The sequence below is a fragment of the Mesorhizobium sp. M1A.F.Ca.IN.022.06.1.1 genome, from assembly GCF_003952605.1.
In the GTDB taxonomy this organism is placed as follows: Bacteria; Pseudomonadota; Alphaproteobacteria; order Rhizobiales; family Rhizobiaceae; genus Mesorhizobium.
In genome coordinates, this window is sequence record NZ_CP034455.1 from 3,227,566 (window position 1) to 3,248,046 (window position 20,481).

Sequence of the window (20,481 nt, forward strand, 5' to 3'; positions counted from 1 at the left end):
CCCGCAAGGGGGAGATCACGCGCTCATTCCCTCACGCCGCCGGCTGCATGGCGGCCCTGAGCAGCATGCCGAACAGGTCGCGCGGCTCGTCGGGGTCGGCGAGCAGGTCGAGCTCCTCGTAGAGGCCGGTCGCCTGGAGCTGGTCGCGGACATAGCGCAGCGCGGAAAAATCCTCCGTGGCGAAGCCGACGGAATCGAACAGCGTGATCTGCTCCTTCGCCTTGCGGCCCTCGGCCTGGCCGGTCATGACCTGCCACAGCTCGGTCACCGGATGATCGGCCTCAAGCTGCTGGATCTCGCCCTCGATGCGCGTCTGCGGCGGAAACTCGACGAAAATGTCGGAGCGCAACAGGATATCGCGGTGCAGCTCGGTCTTGCCGGGACAGTCGCCGCCGACGGCGTTGATGTGGACGCCGGAGCCGACCATGTTGTCGGTGAGGATGGTGGCGTACTGCTTGTCGGCGGTCACCGTGGTGATGATGTCGACGCCTTCCACCGCGTCCTGCCCGGTCGAACAGATGGTGATGTCGAAGCCCTTGCCGGCGAGGTTGCGGGCGCATTTTTCGGAAGCAGAGCGGTCGATGTCGTAGAGCCGCAGCCGGTCGATGCCGAGCAGCGCCTTGAACGCGACGGCCTGGAACTCGGACTGGGCGCCGTTGCCGATGATGGCCATGGCGCGCGACCCTTTCGGTGCCAGATATTTGGCGGCAACCGCCGAGGTCGCGGCGGTGCGCAGCGCCGTCAGGATCGTCATCTCGGTCAAGAGCATCGGATAGCCGGAGCCGACATCGGCGAGCACGCCGAAGGCGGTGACGGTCTGGCGGCCTTCGCGCATGTTCTTCGGGTGGCCGTTGACATATTTGAAGCCGTAGAGGCGGCCGTCGCTGGTCGGCATCAGCTCGATGACACCGTCATGGCTGTGCGAGGCGACGCGCGGCGTCTTGTCGAACAGCTCCCAGCGGCGGAAATCCTGCTCGATATAGGCGGCAAGCTCGGTGAGGAAGCGCTCGACGCCGATGGCGAGCACCAGCTTCATCATGCGGTCGACGCTGACGAAGGGGACGATGGCAAGGCGGGACGGCTGGGTCATGGTCAAAGGCTTCCGGAATGGCTGCGGGTCGGACGGTCCATGATGCGGCGGCCCATCAGGCTGGCGGTAAGGTCGACCATCAGGGTCGCGGTACGGCCGCGTTCGTCGAGGAACGGGTTCAGCTCGACCAGGTCGAGGCTGGAGACCAGGCCGCTGTCGGAGAGCATCTCCATCACCAGATGCGCCTCGCGGAAGGTGGCGCCGCCGGGAACCGTGGTGCCGACGGCCGGCGCGATCGAGGGGTCGAGGAAGTCGACGTCGAGGCTGACATGCAGCAGCCCGTTTGCCTCTTCGATCCTGGCCAGGAAAGCGCGCAGCAGCGGGGCGATGCCGTGCTCGTCGATGGCGCGCATGTCATGCACGGTCACACCCGCGTCCTTCAGCGCGCGGCGCTCGGCCGGATCGACGCTGCGCAGGCCCATGGTGCAGACGCGGGCCGGGTCGACTGCGGCGGGCAGGTCGGGGAAATAGCCGTTGAAGCCGGGGCGGCCGCTGGCATAGGCGAGCGGCACGCCGTGCAGATTGCCGCTGGTGGTGGTGTCGAGCGTGTGGAAATCCGGGTGGGCGTCGAGCCACAGCACGAAGAGCGGCCGGCCGCGGTCGGCGGCGCGGCGCGCCACGCCGGAGACCGTGCCGGCGGAGATCGAGTGGTCGCCGCCGAGGAAGATCGGCATGGCATCCTTCGACGCGGCGTAGGCGGTCTCGGAAATCGCCGCCGTCCAGGCGGAGATTTCGGGCAGCGCCTTCAGGGCGAGATTGCCATGAGCGACAGGGCGCGCCGCCGCCTTCTCAACCGCGCCCCAGTCCTCGACCTCATGGCCAAGCTCCGACAGCACCGAGACAAGCCCTGCGGTGCGCAGCGCGCTCGGCCCCATCTCGCATCCCATCCGGCCCGCGCCGTCCTGCACCGGCGCGCCAACGATCCTGCAGCGCATCACTTCTTTCCGCTTTTGCGTTTGATTTGCCGGAGTGAACCACCGCTGCCTGGCGGTTTGAATAGGGTAAATTGGCATTTCGAAAAGGCCGATCTATCATAGTGGGCATATCGGCTGTTCGAAATGGTCAACATGGACGCGCTCGACGAGAGACTGGTGACGCTTCTGAGGCACGATGCGCGGCGCAGCGTCTCCGATCTCGCGCTCGATCTCGGCGTCTCGCGCGCGACGGTCAGGGGGCGCATGGAGCGGCTGGAAAAGTCCGGCGAGATCATCGGCTACACGGTGGTGCTGCGTGCCGACGCGGTTGACCAGAGGATACGCGGCGTGATGATGATCGAGATCGAGGGCCATGCCGCGGACCGCGTGATCAGGGCGCTCGGCGGCTTTCCCGAGGTGTCGACCATCCACACCACCAACGGCCGCTGGGACCTGGTGGTCGAGCTCGGCACCGCCTCACTCACGGACTTCGACGCCGTGCTGCGTCGCATCCGGCTGATCCCCGGGATCACCGGCAGCGAGACGAGCCTGCTGTTGGCGACGCCGAGGACGACGAGGGCGAGGCTTGGGTAGAGCGGTTCGTTTTATGGAAACGCCGAACCGCTCGACTTCCTTTTTTGCGCAATTCCGGACTGAAGGCTTCGGCGAGAGCGGCGAGCCGTTAGGGACTTTCCTGGAATTGTTCCAGCAAAGGCGCCAAACCGTCAGGAGTGGGCGGCAGGGCGCTTCCTTTCCGTCGCGACGTTCCTCTATTTTGCCCGGCCAGCATGGGCCGAGCCACAGATCGCGGAGAGCAGCGTCATGCTGAAGACAATCGCGGCCGGCCTCGGCCTGGGCCTTGTCGGGTTCCTCATCGCGCTTTTCACGATGGGCGCAGGGCACGGAACGAACGTTCCCGGTTTCGTCGTGGTCCCCTGGATGATGCTGCTGATGATGGCGGGCGCTGGCGCTTTGCCTGGGCTGCTCGCGGCATGCGCCGAATTCACGATCTATATCCTTCTGATCCGCTGCAAGCCGTTGCTGGCGCTGCCGATCGGGATCGTTCACTGCGCCGCCGCGGTATGGGGAATGGCGGGGAACGGAATCTTGTTCTGAAGGCTACAAACGCGAAAAAGCCGCGGAAAACCGCGGCTTTTCGTTTGCTTGATCCCCTGAAGGAAACTGGAGCGGGTGAGGCGATTCGAACGCCCGACCCCAACCTTGGCAAGGTTGTGCTCTACCCCTGAGCTACACCCGCTCGCGCGGCCTTGGGCCGCAAGCCGCGCCTATATGGCCGAAGAGCGCGGCGATTGCAACAGGGAAATGACGGTCTTTTGGAGCTAGCTCTTCATAAAGCGAGGGGTGCGTTTCGACCAGGCGAATTCGGTTGGCTCAACCGGGCGATCTTGCCCCAAGGGCATCGTTCGCCGTAAACGGCACAAGCTTCCCAGATGATGCGAGGACCGATGCCGAAGACCGAAGCCGAGCTTAACGCCTTTCTTGCCGATCTCGGCATTTCCGTCTCGACGGTGCGCCACCCGCCCTTGTTCACGGTCGCCGATTCGCAGGCGCTGCGCGGAGAGATCCCGGGCGGCCACACCAAGAACCTCTTCCTCAAGGACAAGAAGGACAATTACTTTCTCGTCACCGTCGGCGAGGAGGCCGTGGTGGACCTCAAGCAGATCCACCATCTGATCGGCGCCGCCAGCCGCGTCTCCTTCGGCAAGCCGGAAATGCTGATGGAGCTGCTCGGCGTCATTCCCGGCGCGGTTACCATCTTCGGCCTGATCAACGACACGGCCGGGCGGATCAAGGTGGTTCTGGACCAGGAATTGATGAGCCACGACGTCATCAACGGCCATCCGCTGACCAATGAGGCGACGACGGCCATCGCCGCTGCCGATCTCGTCAAATTCGTCGAGGCAACGGGCCACGATCCTGTTATCTTGAAAGTCTCGGGCTGATCGCCACATGGATGGCGAAACCGAAATCCGATAATAACGCGCCGCACCCCGAAGCCGGCGACGACGCGACCGAAAGGGCGACGACATGAGTGACAACAATCCGTTCAGCGGCTCATTTGGCGGCAATGCCGGCCAGTACGCCCAATCCTTGCAATATGGCGGGGCGGACCGCGGCAAGGTCTCGCTCGGCGAGGCGCCTGCGGCCGCGGATCTCGTCAAGGACACGACGACCGCGACGTTCGCGGCCGACGTCATCCAGGAATCGCGCCGCCAGCCGGTGCTGGTCGACTTCTGGGCGCCCTGGTGCGGCCCGTGCAAGCAGCTGACGCCGCAGCTCGAAAAGGCGGTCAAGGCTGCCGGCGGCAAGGTCAAGCTGGTCAAGATGAACATCGACGACCATCCCTCGGTCGCCGGCCAGCTCGGCATCCAGTCGATTCCCGCGGTCATCGCCTTCAAGGACGGCCAGCCGGTCGACGGCTTCATGGGCGCCATTCCGGAAAGCCAGATCACGCAGTTCATCCAGAAGGTCGGCGGCAAGGGCGGCGGCGCGCCGCAGATCACCGAAGCGCTGGCCGCGGCCGCCGAGGCGCGCGAGGCAGGCGACACCCAGACCGCGGCCGACATCTATGATGCGATCCTCGAGCAGTCGCCCGAAACCATCGAGGCCATCGCCGGGCTCGGCGAGATCCTGTTCGAGGCCGGCGACAGCCAAGGCGCCGAGGCGGTGCTTGCCAGGGCGCCGGAGGACAAGAAGGACGCGCCGGCGTTTGCCGCGCTGCGCGCCAAGATGACGCTCGCGGCGGAAGCCGCCGCGCTCGGCAATCCGGCCGAGTTCGAACGCCGGCTCGCCGCCAATCCGAACGATCACCAGGCGCGGTTCGACCTGGCGATGGTGCAGAATGCGCGCGGCGAGCGGATGCAGGCCGCCGACAACCTGCTGGCGATCGTCAGGGCCGACCGGACGTGGAACGACGATGGCGCGCGTGCGCAGCTCTTGAAGTTCTTCGAGGCATGGGGGATGACCGACGAGGCGACGCTGTCGGCGCGGCGCAAGCTGTCGTCGCTGTTGTTCTCCTGAGCGTTTTGCCGGCTTGGCTGCCGGCCCCTTTTGCCAGGAGGGTCTTGCGCAAGGCGCCAACTGCGCCAGATAGGCGGCAGCGGCTTGCCCCTGCCGGTTGAGGGTTTAGACAGGCTGGGTTGCGTAAGAGGAGATCGCAGTTGATGCGCTGCCCGGCGACGCTTTCGAGAGTTGAAGTGCAGGCGGAGGGTTGAGGTGCAGGTCGGAAACGCCCGCTACCGGCTCGCCAGGGATCTGCCGTCGAGGATCCCGGTGTTTCCGCTCGCCGGGGCGCTGCTGCTGCCCGGCGGCCGCATGCCGCTCAACATTTTCGAGCCGCGCTACCTGGAGATGATCGATGAGGCGATGGCCGGGCCGCGGTTGATCGGCATGATCCAGCCCAGCCTCGACGGCGCGCTGCGCGACGACGGCGAGCCCGAGCTTTGCAGCGTCGGCTGTGCCGGGCGCATCATCTCGCTTGCCGAGACCGGCGACGGGCGCTACCTGATCTCGCTGCAAGGCGTCTGCCGCTTCCGCGTCACGGATGAGCTGGCGGTCAAGACGCCGTTCCGGCAATGCCGGATGGCCCCTTTCCTCGCCGATCTCGAGGAGGATCCGGCCGGTGCCGAGGTCGACCGCCCTGCCCTGCTCAAGGCGTTCCGCGCCTATCTGCAGGCCAACGACCTCGAGGCCGACTGGGAAAGCGTGAGCCGCGCGGAGAACGCCATGCTGGTCAACGCGCTGTCGATGATGGCGCCCTATGGGCCGGCCGAGAAGCAGGCCCTGCTCGAGGCGGCGGACCTGAAGACGCGCGCCGAGACGCTGATCGCCATCACCGAAATTACGCTGGCGCGCGAGGATGAGGATTTTGGCTCGAGCCTGCAGTAAGCGCAATGATTCAGGTGAAATCGGCCTGACCTGAATCTCAACACTTAGGCCGGCGGCAGTTGGACAATGGAAAAGCGAGATGGCGGACGGACGTGACGGGCGCAAAGCCACGGTCGACCCGAAATTGCTGGAACTGCTCGCCTGCCCGCTGACCAAAGGACCGTTGACCTGGGACGCCGAGCGCAGCGAACTGATCTCGCGCGTGGCGAAGCTTGCCTATCCGGTGCGTGACGGCATCCCGATCATGCTGCCTTCGGAAGCGCGCACGATCTCGGCCGAAGACGCGCTCAAGCCGCCGCCGCGGCTCGGCGGTCCGTCGTGAATCGCGCCGGCGGGCCGGTTGCCGCTACTGGAAATTGCGCCCCTTGGGCATGACCCGTTGCGCCGCGCCCGACAGGGCGTCGACATCCTGCCGCTCCACCGGCAGGCTGCGGTTCGCGGAGCGCTCCGGTCCATTCGATGACCCGGCGGGCTGATGCTCGATGGTGGGCGGCTCCTGCAGGAGGACGCTCAGCCAGGGCGTCAAATCCTCGATCCTGTCGGCGACGATGTGGATGACATCCGATTCCTGCTGCAGCTTGCCGGTGACGCGGATGAAGCGTGCGCCCATCACGATAGCGCGGAAGCGGTCGAAGACGCGCGGCCAGATGATGACATTGGCGATCGCCTTTTCGTCCTCCAGCGTTAGGAAGATCGCATTGCCTTTGCCGGGGCGCTGGCGCACCAGCACCAGCCCGGCGACGTTGACGCGGCGGCCGTCGCGCACCGACGGCAGGCGGGAATTGGGGGTGATGCCGGCGCGGTCAAGCCGCTCGCGCAGGAAGGCGACGGGATGTTCCTTCAGCGACAGGCCGAGCGAGCGATAGTCGTGGACGACATGCTCGCCGAGCGGCATTTTCGGCAGCTTCGTCTCGGGCTCCAGCTCGCGCAGGCGGAGTGTGGGCTGGTCGAACAGCGGCAGTTTCTCGGCAGCGCTCCTGCCGTCCAGCGCGCGCACCTCCCAGAGCGCCGCGCGTCGGTCGAGGCCGAGCGAGCGGAAGGCGTCTGCCTGGGCCAGCCTTTCGATCTCGCCAACATCGAGGCCCGAACGCAGCCAGACATCCCTGACCGATCGATAGCCGTCGCCGCGCCGGGCGACGGCGGCCGCCATCCGTTCCTCCGAAAGCCCCTTGATCTGACGGAAGCCAAGCCGCACCGCATGAGCCGTCTCGATGACGCCGCGCATCGAGGCATGGCGTTCGAGGATGCGCGAAGGATCGAAACGGGCCCCCTCCAGCCTGCAATCCCAGACGGAATGGTTGATATCGACCTCACGCACCTCCACGCCATGGTCGCGCGCGTCGCGAACGAGCTGGGCCGGCTGATAGAACCCCATCGGCTGCGAGTTCAAAATCGCGGCGCAGAACACGTCGGGATAGAAGGTCTTGAACCAGCAGGAGGCATAGACCAGCAGCGCGAAGGAGGCGGCATGGCTTTCCGGAAAGCCATATTCGCCAAAGCCTTCGATCTGCTTGAAGCAACGCTCGGCGAATTCCTTTTGGTAGCCCTTGTCGACCATGCCGTCGATCATGCGCTGGCGGTAGTTGCCGATTGTGCCGGTGCGCTTGAAGGTGGCCATTGCGCGCCGCAGCTCATCGGCCTCGCCCGGCTGGAAGCCGCCGGCAACGATGGCGATCTTCATCGCCTGCTCCTGGAACAGCGGCACGCCCAGCGTCTTGCCGAGAATCTCCTTCAATTCCGGCTTCGGGTATTCGGCTTTCTCCTTGCCCTGCCGTCTACGCAGATAGGGGTGCACCATGTCGCCCTGGATCGGGCCGGGCCGCACGATAGCCACCTCGATGACCAGATCGTAGAATTCACGCGGTTGAAGCCGCGGCAGCATCGACATCTGGGCGCGTGACTCGATCTGGAAGACGCCCAGCGTGTCGGCCCGGCAGATCATGTCGTAGACGCGAGGGTGCTCCGGTGGCAGCGAGCTCAACTGATGCGGCCGGCCGTATTTGTCACGCGCCTTCGGATAATGATGCGTGAGCAAGGTCAGGGCTCGCTTCAGGCAGGTCAGCATGCCGAGCGCCAGCACATCCACCTTGAGGATCTTGACCGCGTCGAGATCGTCCTTGTCCCACTCGACCATCTTGCGCTCTTCCATCGCCGTCTTGACGATGGGCACGACCTCGTCGAGCCGGTCGCGGGTGATGACGAAGCCGCCGACATGCTGGGAGAGATGGCGGGGGAAGCCGATGATCTCGTTGGCGCGTTCCAGCACCTGCCGCGACAGCGGATCGGCGCGGTCGAGGCCGCCGGCATTGGCTTCCCTTTCGCCGAGCTCCGAGGTCGACCAGCCCCAGATGGTGCTCGACAGAGCGCTCCGGACGTCTTCGGACAAGCCCATGGCCTTCGCCACCTCGCGCAGGGCGGAGCGGCCGCGATAGCTGATGACGGCGGCGGCCAGCGCCGTGCGCTTGGCGCTGTATTTCTCGTAAATATAAGCGATGACCTCGTCGCGCCGTTCATGCTCGAAGTCGACGTCGATGTCGGGAGGCTCGTTACGTTTCTCGGAGATGAAGCGCTCGAAGAGGGCATCGATCCGGTCAGGGCCGACCTCGGTGATGCCGATGCAGAAGCAAATGACCGAATTGGCGGCCGAGCCGCGCCCCTGGCATAGGATGCCCTTGCTGCGGGCGAATTTCACGATGTCGTAGACGGTCAGGAAATAGCGCGCATAGTTCAGCCGCTCGATCAAAGCGAGCTCGCTGCCGATGCGCCGCAGCACTTCTTCCGGGACCCCGGCCGGATAGCGCACGGCCGCTCCTTCCCGCGCCAGGCGTTCGAGCTCGGCCTGCGGTCCGAGGCCGGATTCCGTCGGCTCGTCCGGATAATTGTATTCGAGGTCGCTGAGCGAGAAGGTGAGCTCGTCGGCGAAGCGCAGCGTCTCCGCCAGCGCTTCAGGGTGTCGGCGGAAAAGCCGCGCCATCTCCAGCGGCGTCTTCAGATGACGCTCGGCATTTGCCGTCAGCTCCAGCCCGACCTCGGAAACCGGCGTGTTGAGGCGGATCGCGGTCAGCACGTCCTGCAGCGGGCGGCGGTCGGCGGCATGATAGAGCACGTCGTTGGTCGCCATCAGCGGGATGTGCAGATGTTGGGCCATCGCCGCCGCCTGCTCGATACGGAAGTGGTCGTTGCCGCCGTAATCAGGCGCCACGGCAAGCCGAAGCGCGGCGCCGAAACGATCCTTAAGCCGGCTAATGAGCGTCAGATTGTCTTCCGCGCCTCCCGACAGGTTGGGCAGGATCGCCAGCGACATCAGATCGCCCCATTCGAGAAGGTCGTTGAGTTCGAGCAGCGTCGCGCCCTTCTCGTTCTCGTCGCGCAGATTGGCCTGCGTCAGCATGCGGCAGAGATGTCCCCAGCCCTTGCGGTCGCGGGGGTAAGCCAGAATGTCCGGCGTGCCGTCGCAAAAAACCAGGCGGCAACCGGGATGATAGGGCAGCTTCTCGACCCTGGCCTGCTGCCAGGCCCGCACGACGCCGGCGACCGTGTTGCGGTCGGCAAGGCCGATCGAGGAAAAGCCGTGGAATTTCGCCGTGACCACCAGCTCCTCGGGCTTGGAGGCGCCGCGCAGGAAGGAAAAGTTCGACTGGATGCCGAACTCGGCATAGGGGATGGCGGTCAGCGCGTTCATGCGAAGACGCCGTGCATGAACCAGCGCGGCGCGGCCTGCGAGGCGCTGCTGTAGAGGCCCTGGCGGTAGAGCCAGTAGCGGCGCCCCTCGCTGTCCTCGATGCGGTAATAGTCGCGCGTCGGCGCCTCTTCCTCGCCGGGCAGCTGCCGCCACCATTCGGCGGCGATGCGCTCCGGCCCTTCGGCGCGGGCGACGCGATAAAGCGCGCGCCGCCAGCGGAAATTCATCGGCGGGCCCTCGGGGATCTCGGTCGCCGGCACCTCGATCGGCTCGGGCGAGCGGAACAGCCGTACCGGCCGCTCCGGCGGGAAGATGGTCATCGGAGGTGCTGTCCGGTCGGGCTTCGGCGGCATGCGCCTTTGCGGCGCCTCTGCGAAAGGAACCGTGGTAACGGCGCGCTCCGGCAGGTGGCTATCGACGATGACCGGCTTCAGCACGGCGGCTTCGCCGAGACGGGCACGCACGCGGTCGGCGAATAAAGCGATGTCGGCGTCATCGTCGCTTGTCTCGCCGGCAAGGTCGCCCTGGAGCATGTCGAAGGCGGCGACCGAAAGCACCGACAGCCGCACGAGGTCGAAGCCGAAGCCGGCATCGATGGTCTGTTCCAGCGCGGTCAGCCGTTCGTGAAACAGCTTTCGGATCAGCTGCGGCTCGCGCATGGGGCGCGAGGTGCCGACCGCGATGCGGCTGACGAGGCCGTCGACGCGAAAGAGGAGAAGGGCGAGCGCCCGCGCGCCTTCGCCGCGGCGCTCGAGGTCGGCCTTCAAGGCCACGGCAAGCCGGCTCACCAGCCGCTCGATGTCGTCGGTGAGCACGATCGGCTCGGCAAGATGGCGCTCGACCGAGAGCGGCGCCACGGGAAGGCGCGGCGACACCGCCTCGTCGAGCCGGCCGAGCGCCTGGTCGAGGCGCAGAAGCAAGGTGGCGCCGAAGCGGCGGGCGAGCGGCGCGCGGGGTGCGGCCATCACCGCGCCCGCCGTGCGCAGGCCGACGCTTTCCAGGCTGGCGCGGGTTTCGGGCGCGATGCGCAGCGCCGAAAGCGGCAGGGGCGAAAGCAGCGCCGCCTCCTCGCCGCCGGCCACAATGCGGTCGCCGTGGAAGCGCGCCGCCGCCCAGGCAGCGCCCGGCGTCGAGGCGAGGCCGGCGCGAACATCGAAACCCTGCTGGAAGAAACGGGTGAGGATCTCGTCCTGCATGGCCCGCTCGCCACCAAACAGGTGCGTGCAGCCGGTGACGTCGAGAAACAGCCCGTCCTCGCCGTCGATCGCCACCAGCGGCGTGTAGCGGTCGCACCAGTCGGCGAGGCCTTCGAGCAGGCGGCGGTCGGCCTCCGGGTCGGCCTCCACCACATCGATCGACGGATGCATGGCGCGCGCGTCGGCAATGCCCATGCCGCGCTTCAGCTTCAGCGCCTCAGCCCGCTCGTCGAGGGCTGCGATGCGCTGGGCGTTGCTGTCGCGATGGCTGATCACAAGCGGTGGGTAAGATGGGGGCAGGGGATGCGAGGGCCGGGAACGCCAGGACCGCCCCAGACGCTGGCGCAGGATCCGCTCCGCGCAAAGGTAGGGGAACCACAGCGACAGAATTCGTTGCCCGCTCTTCCTCGGGCCTTCTTTCGGCAAAAGCGTGCTCATCGGGGTTCCACTCCAGTGTGAATTGTCCGGGCAGGGCCGTGCGGCTCTTGCCGATATCGACGGTGAAGGCGGGGCGGCCGATCGAGCCGGCCAGCGCGCCGGCGAGCGTTTCGCGGCTCGCCGCGGGCGCTGCCGAAACAATGAGGCGCACGGGCGCCGCGGTGGGCTCGGCCTGGCCGGCCTGACGCAGCAAAAATACTGGCCGGCCGGCGCTCTGGGCGCGGGCGTGCAGCCGCCGCGTCGCGGTAAGGTCGAGAAGCCGGGGGCTGCCGCGGATCTCGAGGATGACGGCGGCGAAGGCCGTCATGCGGGCGGCCTCCTCGGCGATCCACAGCGCGTCGACCAGTTTCGGCGCTTCGGAAAACAGCAATTGTTCGGGCTCGATGCCGAAGAAGGCGTGGAGGCCCCTGGCATAGGGAAAGCCGGCCTCGCGGAAAATCTCCGCCGTTCCGATCCAGAGGACCGGCAGGCCCTGCTTCTGTTTGAGGATCAGGCTGGCGAGCGACAGCGCAAAGCCGGCCACGGCGCCGGCATCGCGGGTCTCCAACCCATGGATTTCACTGAGCGCCGCCTTGGGCACGCCGCCGCCGAGGGCAGTGTCGAGGCGTTCTATGCCGGTATGCAGGAAGGCATCCGGCGAGGCCACAGCGAGGCCGCGCCGGACGATGGTGATTTCGGGGGTGACATCCGATCCCGCGGCATCGCCAGCTATTTGTTTTTTTGCAAGTCCGGACGGAAAACCGCTTCGCACTGTTCCTGGAATCGCTTTTGGCGCGCCGGAAGCCGGCGCTTCCAGGCGCTCGGGCAGCGTTCCCTCGATCTTCGCGATCTGGCGGCGCAGGGCAAAAACAGTTTCCCGCGCCACGACGCTTATCGCCATGACGTTCACTTCCGGCAGTAGTTGTTCCTGTTATGTTCTTATAGATTCCAGAGGGGCCTGGAAGAGTCAAGCGGAGTCGCAAGGAATTTATTCCTTCTGCTTTTCAGCTTCCAAGATCCAGCCAGCCGGCCCATTTGCCTCGACAGGCGCGAAAGCCTATATGCCGAGGTCAAAGGAAACCTCATGGCCCGCATCTACAAGACCCGCATCTGGCATGACCAACTCTCGCCATCGATGGATGAGATGGAACTTCTGGCGCTGGAGGCCTACGCCCATCTGCCGGAGGAGTTCCGCAAGCTCACCGGCGAGATCATCATCCAGATCGCCGATTTTCCGACCGACGAGATCATGGACGACCTGTCGCTGGAGACGCCCTTCGATCTGCTTGGCCTGTTCGAGGGGCGCGGCATCGCCGAGCGCTGGAACCCGCAAACCGGCGAGGGGCCGAACCGCATCACGCTCTACCGCCGCGCCATCCTCGACTATTGGGCCGAGAACGAGGAGACGCTGGGCGACATCGTCACCCACGTGCTGATCCACGAAATCGGCCACCATTTCGGCCTGTCGGACGACGACATGGAGCGGATCGAGGAAGCGGCCGAGCAGGCAGCGGCGGGGTGACGAATGAGAGGGCTGCCGTCCTTTCCTACCAATCGCTGAGCTTGGTGTCCGAGGTGTATTCCTGGCCCTCGATATCCTTCACCACGGCCTGGCCGCAGCGCATCGACTTGGTCGTCTTGTCATAGGCATAGGTCGGCGAGCCGAACAGGTGCCAGCCTTTGTTCAGGGCCGCCGTCACCTTATGGCAGAAAGTGGAATCGTCCGGACCGGACAGAAAGCGGTAGAGTTTCATTTTCGACCCTGTCGTGACCAATGCTTGTCTATCTTTCCTGGAATCGCTCGAGCGCATCATGCGCCGATGATTGCGGCCTTCGCCAGAAGTTTCTCGGCATCCGCCAGATGCAGCCGCTCGACCATGCGGCCGTCCAGCGCAATGACGCTTTTGCCGGCATTTTCGGGCCGTGAGAACGCCTCCCTGATCGCCCGCGCCCTGGCCAGCGCCTCCGGCGCCGGCGCAAAGGCGCGGTTCGCGGGCTCGATCTGGGCGGGGTGGATCAGCGATTTGCCGTCAAAACCCATGGCGGCCGCCTCGGCGCATTCCCGCGCGAGGGCGTCGAGGTCGCGAAAATCGTTGGCGACGCCGTCGATCACGTCGAGGCCGCCGGCGCGGGCGGCGAGCACAAGCTGCAGCAGCCAGGGCGTGAGATAGCGCCGGTCGGGCGTTGCCGAAATGCCAGTTGCCTTCACCAGATCGTTCGTTCCGGCGACGAAACAAGCGAGGCGGGAAGAGGGATCGCGGCCAAGCTCGGCGATGGCGCCGACGTTGAGCAGCGCCTTGGGCGTCTCGATCATCGCCCAGAGTTTCACGGTATCTGGGGCGAAATTGTCGTCGAGCAGGTCGCCGGCCTCGAGGATGTCGCGCGGCGTGCCGATCTTGGGCAAAAGAATGCCGTCGGGCTCTGCCTTGGCGACGGTCAACAGGTCGTCGATGCCCCATTCACTGCCGAGCGGATTGATGCGCACCACCATCTCGCAGCGGCGCGCCGGCCGCGCGGCGAGGATGCCGGTAAGCTTGTCGCGGGCGGAAACCTTGTCGGCCAGCGCCACGCCATCCTCGAGGTCGATGATGACGGTATCGCAGGCGAGCGAGGCGATCTTGGCCAGCGCCTTGTCGTTTGAGGCGGGCACGTAGAGCACGGAGCGGCGCGGGCGGTAGGTGTCAGAGGTCATGGCCGATCTATGCCGGCTTGCAGCGGGCGAGGCAAGGCGCGGCACCATAGAACTCATTTGCGTTCTGGCTAATTGTCGAAGCCGGCGATGGCAGCGCCCCTCTCCCCGTCACTATACGGGGAGAGGATGCCGGCAGGCAGGTGAGAGGCGGCGCCAGCCTGAAACGACTTTGCTCCTGCACGAAATCTGCAAATCCTTGCGGAAAACCTCCTCCAATCCGCCGCGCGCTTTCCGCAGCCGCCGGCGAAACAGGCGGCATGCGAACACATCACAGATCCCGCTGGTCCCTGCCCCGGCGCCTCCGCAACGAAGGCTGGTGGTTGGTCGAGCCGCAGAGGCCGCGCATAACGGCGGTCATGCTTCCTTTCATCCCAAGATCACGGCTGCGACATGCCATGCGAGCGGCGGCGCTCGGGACGGTTCGGTCTTGACGCCAGCTTTCACGACTGGCGGCCTTTGCGCGCTCTCGACAAGCACGGCCCGCTTGCTAATCCTGTCATGACAAACCGTATTCAGCGAGCTGCCGATTCCATGCCGCACAACATCCTCGTCGCCGACGACGATCCGCATATCCGCGAGATCATCTGCTTCGCGCTGGAAAAGGCCGGCATGAAGACGGCCGCCGTCGCCGACGGCGCCGCCGCGCTGCAAGCGGTCGAACGCCGCGCGCCCGACCTCATCGTGCTCGACATCGGCATGCCGGAGATGGACGGGCTGGAGGTCTGCCGCAGGCTGCGGCAGCGCTCCGACGTGCCGGTGCTGTTCCTGTCGGCCCGCGATGAAGAAATCGACCGTATCCTCGGCCTTGAAATGGGCGGCGACGACTATGTGACGAAACCGTTCAGCCCACGCGAGCTGGTTGCCCGCGTCAACGTCATCCTGCGGCGGGCGCGCCCGGCGGTGGTGGAGGAAGACGCCGACGACCGTCAGTTCGCGCATGGCAAGCTCGTGCTGGTTCCGGCAAGTCATGCTGCGAGCTTTGAAGGCAAGCCGCTCACCCTAACAGCGATCGAGTTCGCGATTCTGAAAGGTTTTCTTGGCCGCCCGCAGCATGTGCTTGGCCGCGATGCGGTGATGGCCAATGCCTACCAATCCAACATCCATGTCTCGGAACGCACGGTCGACAGCCATATCCGCAACATCCGCGCCAAGTTGGCGGCGGTCGGCTGTTCGGATGCGATCGCGACCGTGCATGGCGTCGGCTTCCGGCTCGGCCGATGCGGTGGCTGAGCAAGGAGAAATGGCGGCCCAGGCTCGCCACCGTGGTCGTCGCCATCCTGATCGTGGTGATGGCGCTGCCGCTGGTCGGCCTGTTCTTCTTCCGGCTCTATGAAAACCAGCTGATCCGCCAGACCGAGGGCGAGCTCATCGCACAGGGCGCGGTGATTGCCGCCGTCTATGCCGATGCGGTGCGCGCGGCCGGCATTGCACCGGAACGGTTGGGAACGCCGATCTCGGCGGATCCGGCAAGGGACAATAATTACCCCTATCAGCCGATCGAGCCGCAGCTCGACCTTGCCTCCGACAATGTCATGCCGTCGCGACCGGCGGCCGTTCCCGCCACCGCCGATCCGGACTTCGCGGCCATAGGCGCAAAGCTCGACGGCATTCTGGACGAGGCGCAGAAGACAACGCTTGCCGGCTTCCGGCTGCTCGATCCGCATGGCGTGGTGATTGCCGGCGGCGGTGAGGTCGGACAGTCTTTCGTTGCGGTCGAGGAGGTGCGGCAGGCGCTCGCAGGCGCCTATGCAAGCGAGCTTCGCCTGCGGATCCCCGACCAGCCGCCGCCGCCGCTCTATTCGGTGAGTCGCGGCACCAAGGTGCGCGTCTTCGTCGCCTTGCCGGTCGAGCTCGACGGCAGGGTCGCCGGCGTGGTCTATATGTCGCGGACGCCGAACAACATCGTGAAACATCTCTATGGCGAGCGCGGCAAGGTCACGCTCGCGGCGATCGCGATTCTCGGCGGCACGCTGCTGATCGCGCTGGTGTTCATCCGCACCGTCAGCCGGCCGATCTACGCGCTGATCGAGCGCACCAAACGCATCGCCGCCGGCGACCGCGAGGCAATGCGGCCGCTCGCCCATCACGGCACGCGCGAGATGGCGGCGCTGTCGGCCGCCTTCCTCGACATGGCGCAAAAACTCCAGGCGCGCTCCGACAGCATCCAGACCTTCGCCACCCATGTCTCGCATGAGCTGAAATCGCCGCTGACGGCGATCCAGGGCGCGGCCGAGCTGCTCAGGGATTCCGGCGGGACGATGGACGAGGACGAGCGACGGCGTTTTTCCAACAACATCGTCACCGATGCCGGGAGGCTCAATCTCTTGGTGCGCCGGCTGCTCGAACTGGCGCGCGCGGAAAACCTGGCGCCGAGCGGCGAAAGCACGACAATCGGCGCGGCGCTGGCGCTGCTGCCGGTCGACGCCAGGCTGGAGGTACGCGTCGAATCGGGCAGCGATATCGGCCTCGGCATCTCGGGCGAGAATCTCGCGATCGTGCTCGCCAACCTCGTCGACAATTCCGCACGGCACGGCGCGAAGCAGGTGACGGTCGGCGCCGAAAAGGCGGGCGAAAGGGTGGCCCTCCACGTCGACGACGACGGCGGCGGCATTTCGGCGGCCAATCGCGCAAGAATATTCGAGCCGTTCTTCACCACAAGACGCGAGGCCGGCGGCACCGGCATGGGCCTCGGCATCGTGCTGGCCCTCCTGAAAGCGCATGATGGCACGATAACGCTGGTTGACTCCGAACGCGGCGCGCGCTTCGAGATCAATTTGCCGGTCGCGTGAGGACCGGTGAATCGGAGAACAAAGTGCGTTACGACATCGTCATCATCGGCGGCGCCATCGTCGGGTCCTCGGTCGCCTACTATCTGCGCGAAGAAGGTTTTACCCGCTCCATCGCGCTGATCGAGCGCGATCCGCAATTCTCGCAAGCGGCGACGACGCTGTCCCTGGCCTCGATCCGCCAGCAATTTTCCATTCCTGAAAACATCCGCCTGTCGCAATTCACGCTGAAGCTGTTCCGGCGACTGAAAGAGACTTTCGGCGCCGATGCCGATATCGGCTTTCGCGAGGGCGGCTATCTGATCCTCGCCGGCGAGGCGGGGCTGCCGATCCTCAAGGCCAATCACGAGGCGCAGATCGCCGAAGGCGCCGATATCGTGCTGGAGGATGCAGGCCAGCTCGCCCGCCGCTTCTCCTGGCTTTCAACCGAAGGCATTTCCGCGGGCGCCTATGGCCGCGGCGGCGAGGGCTGGTTCGACGCGCATGCGCTGCTGATGCTGTTCCGTAAGGCGCTGCGCGAGAGGAGGATCGACTTTATCACCGCGTCGGTCACCGGTATCGCGCGCGAGGGCAGTCGCGTCACCGGCGTCGCCCTCGACAATGGCGAGACGCTGGAGGCGGGTATCATCGTCAATGCCGCCGGTCCGAACGCCGGCAAGGTGGCCGCCCTTGCGGGGCTCGCGCTGCCGGTCGAGCCGCGCAAGCGCAACGTCTTCGTCTTCGAGGCACGGGAAAAATATGCCGACATGCCGCTGCTGGTCGATCCCTCCGGCATCTATGTGCGGCCGGAAGGCTCGGTCTATCTCACCGGCGGCGCCGAGCCGGAGGAAGGCGACCATGCACCCGATCCAAACGATTTCGAGGTCGAGTGGCCGCTGTTCGAGGACGTGATCTGGCCGACTTTAGCCACCCGCGTCCCAGCCTTCGAGGCGATCAAGCCGACGCGCGCCTGGGTCGGGCATTATGATTACAACACGCTCGACCAGAACGCGGTTATCGGGCCGCATCCGGAGGTGGAAAACTTCCTCTTCGCCAACGGCTTCTCCGGCCATGGCCTGCAGCAGGCGCCGGCGGTGGGCAAGGCGCTCTCGGAACTCATCGTGCATGGCGGCTATCGGACGATCGATTGCACGGCGTTCGGATATGAGCGCGTCGCGGCGGGGCGGGCGTTCAGGGAATTGAACGTCATCTGACGCATAATCGCATCGACCGCCAGCGCGTTGCCGAGCGCATGCCCGCGCGCCGTATTGTCGAAAATGCACCACACCTCGGTGGCTGAGGCGCCCGCGTCGGCGAGCTGGGCGCTGATTTCCAGCAGCCGGCCGGCGTCGTAGTCCGAAAAATAGACATGCGGCGCGCCGTGAAAGCGGAAATAGGCGAGCTCATGCCAGCCGCCGGGCGCGGAAGCGGCGGGAACTGAGGCAGGGTCCGCCGCCACGCGCCCGACGCGGAGGCGGCTCAGCAAAGCGTCTGCTCCCGGCTCGAACCAACTGGCGTGACGCGGTTCGCAGACCAAGCGGCAGTCGGTCTTGTCGTGCAACAAAGCGAAGAACTTTTTGGCTATCTGCCTGTCGAATTGCAGACTGGGCGGCAGCTGGACCAAGAGGGCGGACAGCTTCTCACCGAGACCTCCGACCTCGCCCATGAAAGCATCCAGAAGATCATGGCAATCTATCGAGGCGGCGCTCATGAGTCGCGGCTTTGGGCACTTTAACGGAGAACCGAAAATGATCCGGGACCGAGCACGCCCAGCGCTCATAGGTTTCGCGCTGATGCGGTTTGTAGAAGGAGGAGTTGATCTCCACGACAGGAAGACGCGAAGCGTAACGCTCCAATTGCGAGCCCGTCGCCGGAACAGAGGACCTGTGCGCTGCCGGTATGGTCCATCCGGCTGTTCCGACAAAAGGTTTGTTTTCGGCCATGTCGACAATCTGGACAGGCGCGCCTGCAGGTCAAGGTGGGGCTCAGGCGGCGAGGCGGCAGCCCAGATGTGCCTGTAGCCAGCCGAGCACGCGCGCCCAGCCTTCGGCGTGCTCCGCCGCGGCGTCCGGGAAGCCGGCGAAGCCGCCATGGCAGACGGTGAGCCGCGTGCCGGCAGAGGTCGGTTCCAGCAGATAGGCAACCGTCGTTTCGTGACAGCCGAGCGTCGGGTGATCCCAATCGTAGCGCCTCGTCTGCACGACCCTGCGCCCCGTCTCGATCTCGAGGAAGCTGCCGCTGGCGGGCAGGGTCCTGCCGTCGGCCGTCCTCACGATCACGCGCCACGATCCGCCGACGCGCAGATCGGCGGCCCAGCCGATCATCCGGTAGGTCTCGGCCGACCCCCCACCAGCGCTCGACGTCGCTGGTGAGAAGCGCGGTGACGACTTGTTGCGGCGAAGCGGGAAGTTCCGCCGAAGCCATGACCGTCTCGGTGTTCGCCATGGCGCGCGGCCAGCCATGCGGCAGTATCATTGCCAACCTCCTCCGCGGCCGTTCAATACCTGGTTCAGACCTTCGATGGCGGGCGCTCGAAACCCTTGCCGGTCTCCAGCAGGCTCTTGAGGCTCGCCAGCACCAGCGGCCAGCCCTTGGACACGTTCGGAATCAGCCGGTGCGGGCCGTCGGCCTCGTGGGTGACGGCAAGCTTCATCAGCTCGCCGTCCTTTTCGATGGTGAAGGTACAGCGCGTGTAGCCGTCTTCCTTCACCTCGGGCAGCCATTCGTTGCGCCATTTGATGACCAGACGCCGGGGCGGATCGATCTCGAGGATCTCGCCCGAGTCGGCCACGCGGCCGTCCGGGAAGATCAGCTTCCAGCTCGAACCCACCTTCCAGTCGCTCTCCTGGTAGGAGCAGAGGAAGAACTGCCGGTTGAACTCCGGATCGGTCAGCGCCGTCCAAAGCTTTTCGGGCGTGGTGCGGATGTAGGTGACGTAGACGAAAGTGTTGTCGCTCACGGCTCTTCCCTTTCAAGTCGTTTCTTCAGGTCGCTCAAGGCATCCAGCCGATGGCGCTCGAATTTGCCGATCCAGCGCTCGGCGACCTCGTTGATCGGCACGGGGTTGAGGTAATGCTCCTTCTCGCGGCCGCGGCGAACGGTGGCGACAAGGTTCGCCTCCTCGAGAATTGCCAGGTGTTTGGTCACCGCCTGGCGCGTCATGTCCATCCGTTCGCAGAGCGCGTTCAGCGTCTGTCCGTTCCTGGCATAGAGGCTGTCCAGCAATTGCCGGCGGGTCGGGTCGGCCAAGGCGCGAAAGACGGCATCCATGCTCATGGCTTTAATATGCAACCAATTGGTTGCATGTCAAGCGTTGCGACAGGTCGAGCGATCACTTGCCGGTGAATGGCGTCAGCGCTTGCGGGAGAACCAGAAGGCGTCGGGCATGCGTGTCATGCCGATGCGCTCGTAGAAGCCGACGGCGTCGGGCATCGAGATCAGGCTGATGGCGACGGACGTGCCGAGCTGGCGGCGTGCCTCGTCCATCAGGCCTTTGCCGATGCCGAGCCCCTGCGCCGAAGCCGATACGGCGAGCTCGGAGATGTAGCACACCCAGGAGAAGTCCGTGACGCCGCGCGCGACGCCGAGAAGCGGCCTGCCGTCGATATCGAGCCGTGCCGTCAGCACCAGATTGGCATTGCCGAGCATCGCCTTCAGCCGCGTTTCGTCGTCGACCGGCCGTGTTTCGCCGAGGCCGGATTCCACCAGCACACGGCGGAATTCGCCGACATCGAGCGTGGGTTCGCTTGCGTAAAGGACCTTCGAAGTCGGCGCCATGCGGCCAAGGTGCCCGATCGGCCGGGATTTTGAAAGCAG

The 20,481-nt window shown here is 65.6% G+C and carries 22 protein-coding genes and 1 tRNA gene; 10 read left to right on the forward strand and 13 right to left on the reverse strand.

What is annotated here, in order from left to right:
• Positions 1-31: 31 nt before the first annotated feature.
• Both EJ078_RS15325 and rocF read right to left on the reverse strand, forming a co-directional pair.
• Complete coding sequence (locus EJ078_RS15325) at positions 32-1,090, reverse strand: ornithine cyclodeaminase (protein ID WP_127214456.1); 1,059 nt, start codon at positions 1,088-1,090, stop codon at positions 32-34.
• A gap of 2 nt (positions 1,091-1,092) precedes the next feature.
• Positions 1,093-2,025: an arginase gene (gene rocF / locus EJ078_RS15330; RefSeq protein ID WP_127214454.1), complete on the reverse strand. Its 933-nt coding sequence runs from the start codon at positions 2,023-2,025 to the stop codon at positions 1,093-1,095.
• A gap of 132 nt (positions 2,026-2,157) precedes the next feature.
• On the opposite strand from rocF, the gene EJ078_RS15335 reads away from it, so the two are divergent.
• Positions 2,158-2,598 carry an Lrp/AsnC family transcriptional regulator gene (locus EJ078_RS15335; RefSeq protein WP_067324622.1) on the forward strand — a complete coding sequence of 147 codons (441 nt, stop codon included), beginning with the start codon at positions 2,158-2,160 and terminating at the stop codon, positions 2,596-2,598.
• Between the two features lie 228 nt (positions 2,599-2,826).
• Positions 2,827-3,120 carry a hypothetical protein gene (locus tag EJ078_RS15340; protein ID WP_127403875.1) on the forward strand — a complete coding sequence of 98 codons (294 nt, stop codon included), beginning with the start codon at positions 2,827-2,829 and terminating at the stop codon, positions 3,118-3,120.
• Positions 3,121-3,187: 67 nt separating this feature from the next.
• Here the strand turns inward: EJ078_RS15340 and EJ078_RS15345 are convergent.
• Positions 3,188-3,262 (reverse strand) — tRNA-Gly (locus EJ078_RS15345).
• Positions 3,263-3,470: 208 nt separating this feature from the next.
• On the opposite strand from EJ078_RS15345, the gene EJ078_RS15350 reads away from it, so the two are divergent.
• The 4 genes from EJ078_RS15350 to EJ078_RS15365 all read left to right on the forward strand — a co-directional run bounded on the left by EJ078_RS15350 (position 3,471) and on the right by EJ078_RS15365 (position 6,235).
• Positions 3,471-3,968, forward strand: a complete 498-nt coding sequence (locus tag EJ078_RS15350) for a prolyl-tRNA synthetase associated domain-containing protein (protein ID WP_095799582.1) — start codon at positions 3,471-3,473, stop codon at positions 3,966-3,968.
• Positions 3,969-4,053: 85 nt separating this feature from the next.
• Positions 4,054-5,046 (forward strand): thioredoxin, encoded by a 993-nt coding sequence (trxA, locus tag EJ078_RS15355; RefSeq protein ID WP_127403877.1) that lies wholly within the window; start codon positions 4,054-4,056, stop codon positions 5,044-5,046.
• A 195-nt stretch (positions 5,047-5,241) separates the two neighbouring features.
• A complete protein-coding gene (locus EJ078_RS15360; protein WP_095777066.1) occupies positions 5,242-5,913 on the forward strand; it encodes an LON peptidase substrate-binding domain-containing protein in 672 nt (223 codons plus the stop codon).
• A gap of 79 nt (positions 5,914-5,992) precedes the next feature.
• A complete protein-coding gene (locus tag EJ078_RS15365; protein ID WP_067323589.1) occupies positions 5,993-6,235 on the forward strand; it encodes a Trm112 family protein in 243 nt (80 codons plus the stop codon).
• Positions 6,236-6,259: 24 nt separating this feature from the next.
• Here EJ078_RS15365 and EJ078_RS15370 read toward each other — a convergent pair whose 3' ends face one another.
• Genes EJ078_RS15370 through EJ078_RS30455 form a run of 3 tightly spaced genes read right to left on the reverse strand, consistent with a single transcriptional unit; the run spans position 6,260 to position 12,109 of the window.
• Positions 6,260-9,595, reverse strand: a complete 3,336-nt coding sequence (locus EJ078_RS15370) for an error-prone DNA polymerase (RefSeq protein ID WP_127403878.1) — start codon at positions 9,593-9,595, stop codon at positions 6,260-6,262.
• Positions 9,592-11,067, reverse strand: coding sequence for a DUF6504 family protein (locus tag EJ078_RS15375; RefSeq protein ID WP_095799585.1), 1,476 nt, complete (start codon positions 11,065-11,067; stop codon positions 9,592-9,594). The genes EJ078_RS15370 and EJ078_RS15375 overlap by 4 nt, the downstream gene beginning before the upstream one ends.
• Positions 11,009-12,109: a hypothetical protein gene (locus tag EJ078_RS30455; RefSeq protein WP_127215295.1), complete on the reverse strand. Its 1,101-nt coding sequence runs from the start codon at positions 12,107-12,109 to the stop codon at positions 11,009-11,011. Before EJ078_RS30455 ends, EJ078_RS15375 begins: the two co-directional genes overlap by 59 nt.
• 183 nt (positions 12,110-12,292) lie before the next feature.
• Between EJ078_RS30455 and EJ078_RS15385 the strand changes: the two genes are divergently transcribed.
• A complete protein-coding gene (locus tag EJ078_RS15385) occupies positions 12,293-12,730 on the forward strand; it encodes a metallopeptidase family protein (RefSeq protein WP_066991616.1) in 438 nt (145 codons plus the stop codon).
• A gap of 25 nt (positions 12,731-12,755) precedes the next feature.
• On the opposite strand, the gene EJ078_RS15390 is transcribed toward EJ078_RS15385, so the two are convergent.
• Together EJ078_RS15390 and EJ078_RS15395 are read right to left on the reverse strand one after the other, a co-directional pair.
• Positions 12,756-12,962: a DUF1737 domain-containing protein gene (locus EJ078_RS15390; RefSeq protein WP_095776719.1), complete on the reverse strand. Its 207-nt coding sequence runs from the start codon at positions 12,960-12,962 to the stop codon at positions 12,756-12,758.
• A 56-nt stretch (positions 12,963-13,018) separates the two neighbouring features.
• Entirely contained in the window at positions 13,019-13,900 is an 882-nt protein-coding gene (locus EJ078_RS15395; protein ID WP_164749198.1) for a CoA ester lyase, read from the reverse strand.
• A 531-nt stretch (positions 13,901-14,431) separates the two neighbouring features.
• On the opposite strand from EJ078_RS15395, the gene EJ078_RS15400 reads away from it, so the two are divergent.
• The 3 genes from EJ078_RS15400 to EJ078_RS15410 are packed head-to-tail and all read left to right on the forward strand — an operon-like array spanning position 14,432 to position 17,879.
• Positions 14,432-15,130: a response regulator transcription factor gene (locus EJ078_RS15400; protein ID WP_067323595.1), complete on the forward strand. Its 699-nt coding sequence runs from the start codon at positions 14,432-14,434 to the stop codon at positions 15,128-15,130.
• Positions 15,118-16,689, forward strand: a complete 1,572-nt coding sequence (locus EJ078_RS15405) for a HAMP domain-containing sensor histidine kinase (RefSeq protein WP_127215298.1) — start codon at positions 15,118-15,120, stop codon at positions 16,687-16,689. Before EJ078_RS15400 ends, EJ078_RS15405 begins: the two co-directional genes overlap by 13 nt.
• 23 nt (positions 16,690-16,712) lie before the next feature.
• Positions 16,713-17,879, forward strand: coding sequence for an FAD-binding oxidoreductase (locus EJ078_RS15410; RefSeq protein WP_208720732.1), 1,167 nt, complete (start codon positions 16,713-16,715; stop codon positions 17,877-17,879).
• Here the strand turns inward: EJ078_RS15410 and EJ078_RS15415 are convergent.
• The 5 genes from EJ078_RS15415 to EJ078_RS15435 form a co-directional block, all read right to left on the reverse strand.
• The gene (locus EJ078_RS15415; RefSeq protein ID WP_348627281.1) at positions 17,798-18,331 is read right to left on the reverse strand and encodes a DUF72 domain-containing protein; all 534 of its coding nucleotides are present in this window, start codon (positions 18,329-18,331) and stop codon (positions 17,798-17,800) included. The two genes, EJ078_RS15410 and EJ078_RS15415, sit on opposite strands and share 82 nt — an antisense overlap.
• Before the next feature lie 319 nt (positions 18,332-18,650).
• The gene (locus EJ078_RS15420) at positions 18,651-18,989 is read right to left on the reverse strand and encodes an SRPBCC family protein (RefSeq protein WP_245457036.1); all 339 of its coding nucleotides are present in this window, start codon (positions 18,987-18,989) and stop codon (positions 18,651-18,653) included.
• 185 nt (positions 18,990-19,174) lie between these two features.
• Positions 19,175-19,624 (reverse strand): SRPBCC family protein, encoded by a 450-nt coding sequence (locus tag EJ078_RS15425; protein ID WP_066991633.1) that lies wholly within the window; start codon positions 19,622-19,624, stop codon positions 19,175-19,177.
• Positions 19,621-19,941, reverse strand: coding sequence for a metalloregulator ArsR/SmtB family transcription factor (locus EJ078_RS15430; RefSeq protein ID WP_127215300.1), 321 nt, complete (start codon positions 19,939-19,941; stop codon positions 19,621-19,623). The genes EJ078_RS15425 and EJ078_RS15430 overlap by 4 nt, the downstream gene beginning before the upstream one ends.
• 75 nt (positions 19,942-20,016) lie before the next feature.
• Positions 20,017-20,442: a GNAT family N-acetyltransferase gene (locus EJ078_RS15435; RefSeq protein WP_127215301.1), complete on the reverse strand. Its 426-nt coding sequence runs from the start codon at positions 20,440-20,442 to the stop codon at positions 20,017-20,019.
• Between the last annotated feature and the right edge of the window lie 39 nt (positions 20,443-20,481).

What these genes read in the sequence shown, in the direction of transcription:
- EJ078_RS15325 (WP_127214456.1), bottom strand. Translation starts at nt 1,090, where the DNA reads ATGACCCAGCCGTCCCGCCTTGCCATCGTCCCCTTCGTCAGCGTCGAC.
- rocF (WP_127214454.1), bottom strand. Translation starts at nt 2,025, where the DNA reads ATGCGCTGCAGGATCGTTGGCGCGCCGGTGCAGGACGGCGCGGGCCGG.
- EJ078_RS15335 (WP_067324622.1), top strand. Translation starts at nt 2,158, where the DNA reads ATGGACGCGCTCGACGAGAGACTGGTGACGCTTCTGAGGCACGATGCG.
- EJ078_RS15340 (WP_127403875.1), top strand. Translation starts at nt 2,827, where the DNA reads ATGCTGAAGACAATCGCGGCCGGCCTCGGCCTGGGCCTTGTCGGGTTC.
- EJ078_RS15350 (WP_095799582.1), top strand. Translation starts at nt 3,471, where the DNA reads ATGCCGAAGACCGAAGCCGAGCTTAACGCCTTTCTTGCCGATCTCGGC.
- trxA (WP_127403877.1), top strand. Translation starts at nt 4,054, where the DNA reads ATGAGTGACAACAATCCGTTCAGCGGCTCATTTGGCGGCAATGCCGGC.
- EJ078_RS15365 (WP_067323589.1), top strand. Translation starts at nt 5,993, where the DNA reads ATGGCGGACGGACGTGACGGGCGCAAAGCCACGGTCGACCCGAAATTG.
- EJ078_RS15370 (WP_127403878.1), bottom strand. Translation starts at nt 9,595, where the DNA reads ATGAACGCGCTGACCGCCATCCCCTATGCCGAGTTCGGCATCCAGTCG.
- EJ078_RS30455 (WP_127215295.1), bottom strand. Translation starts at nt 12,109, where the DNA reads ATGGCGATAAGCGTCGTGGCGCGGGAAACTGTTTTTGCCCTGCGCCGC.
- EJ078_RS15385 (WP_066991616.1), top strand. Translation starts at nt 12,293, where the DNA reads ATGGCCCGCATCTACAAGACCCGCATCTGGCATGACCAACTCTCGCCA.
- EJ078_RS15390 (WP_095776719.1), bottom strand. Translation starts at nt 12,962, where the DNA reads ATGAAACTCTACCGCTTTCTGTCCGGTCCGGACGATTCCACTTTCTGC.
- EJ078_RS15395 (WP_164749198.1), bottom strand. Translation starts at nt 13,900, where the DNA reads ATGACCTCTGACACCTACCGCCCGCGCCGCTCCGTGCTCTACGTGCCC.
- EJ078_RS15400 (WP_067323595.1), top strand. Translation starts at nt 14,432, where the DNA reads ATGCCGCACAACATCCTCGTCGCCGACGACGATCCGCATATCCGCGAG.
- EJ078_RS15405 (WP_127215298.1), top strand. Translation starts at nt 15,118, where the DNA reads ATGCGGTGGCTGAGCAAGGAGAAATGGCGGCCCAGGCTCGCCACCGTG.
- EJ078_RS15415 (WP_348627281.1), bottom strand. Translation starts at nt 18,331, where the DNA reads ATGGGCGAGGTCGGAGGTCTCGGTGAGAAGCTGTCCGCCCTCTTGGTC.
- EJ078_RS15420 (WP_245457036.1), bottom strand. Translation starts at nt 18,989, where the DNA reads ATGATCGGCTGGGCCGCCGATCTGCGCGTCGGCGGATCGTGGCGCGTG.
- EJ078_RS15430 (WP_127215300.1), bottom strand. Translation starts at nt 19,941, where the DNA reads ATGAGCATGGATGCCGTCTTTCGCGCCTTGGCCGACCCGACCCGCCGG.
- EJ078_RS15435 (WP_127215301.1), bottom strand. Translation starts at nt 20,442, where the DNA reads ATGGCGCCGACTTCGAAGGTCCTTTACGCAAGCGAACCCACGCTCGAT.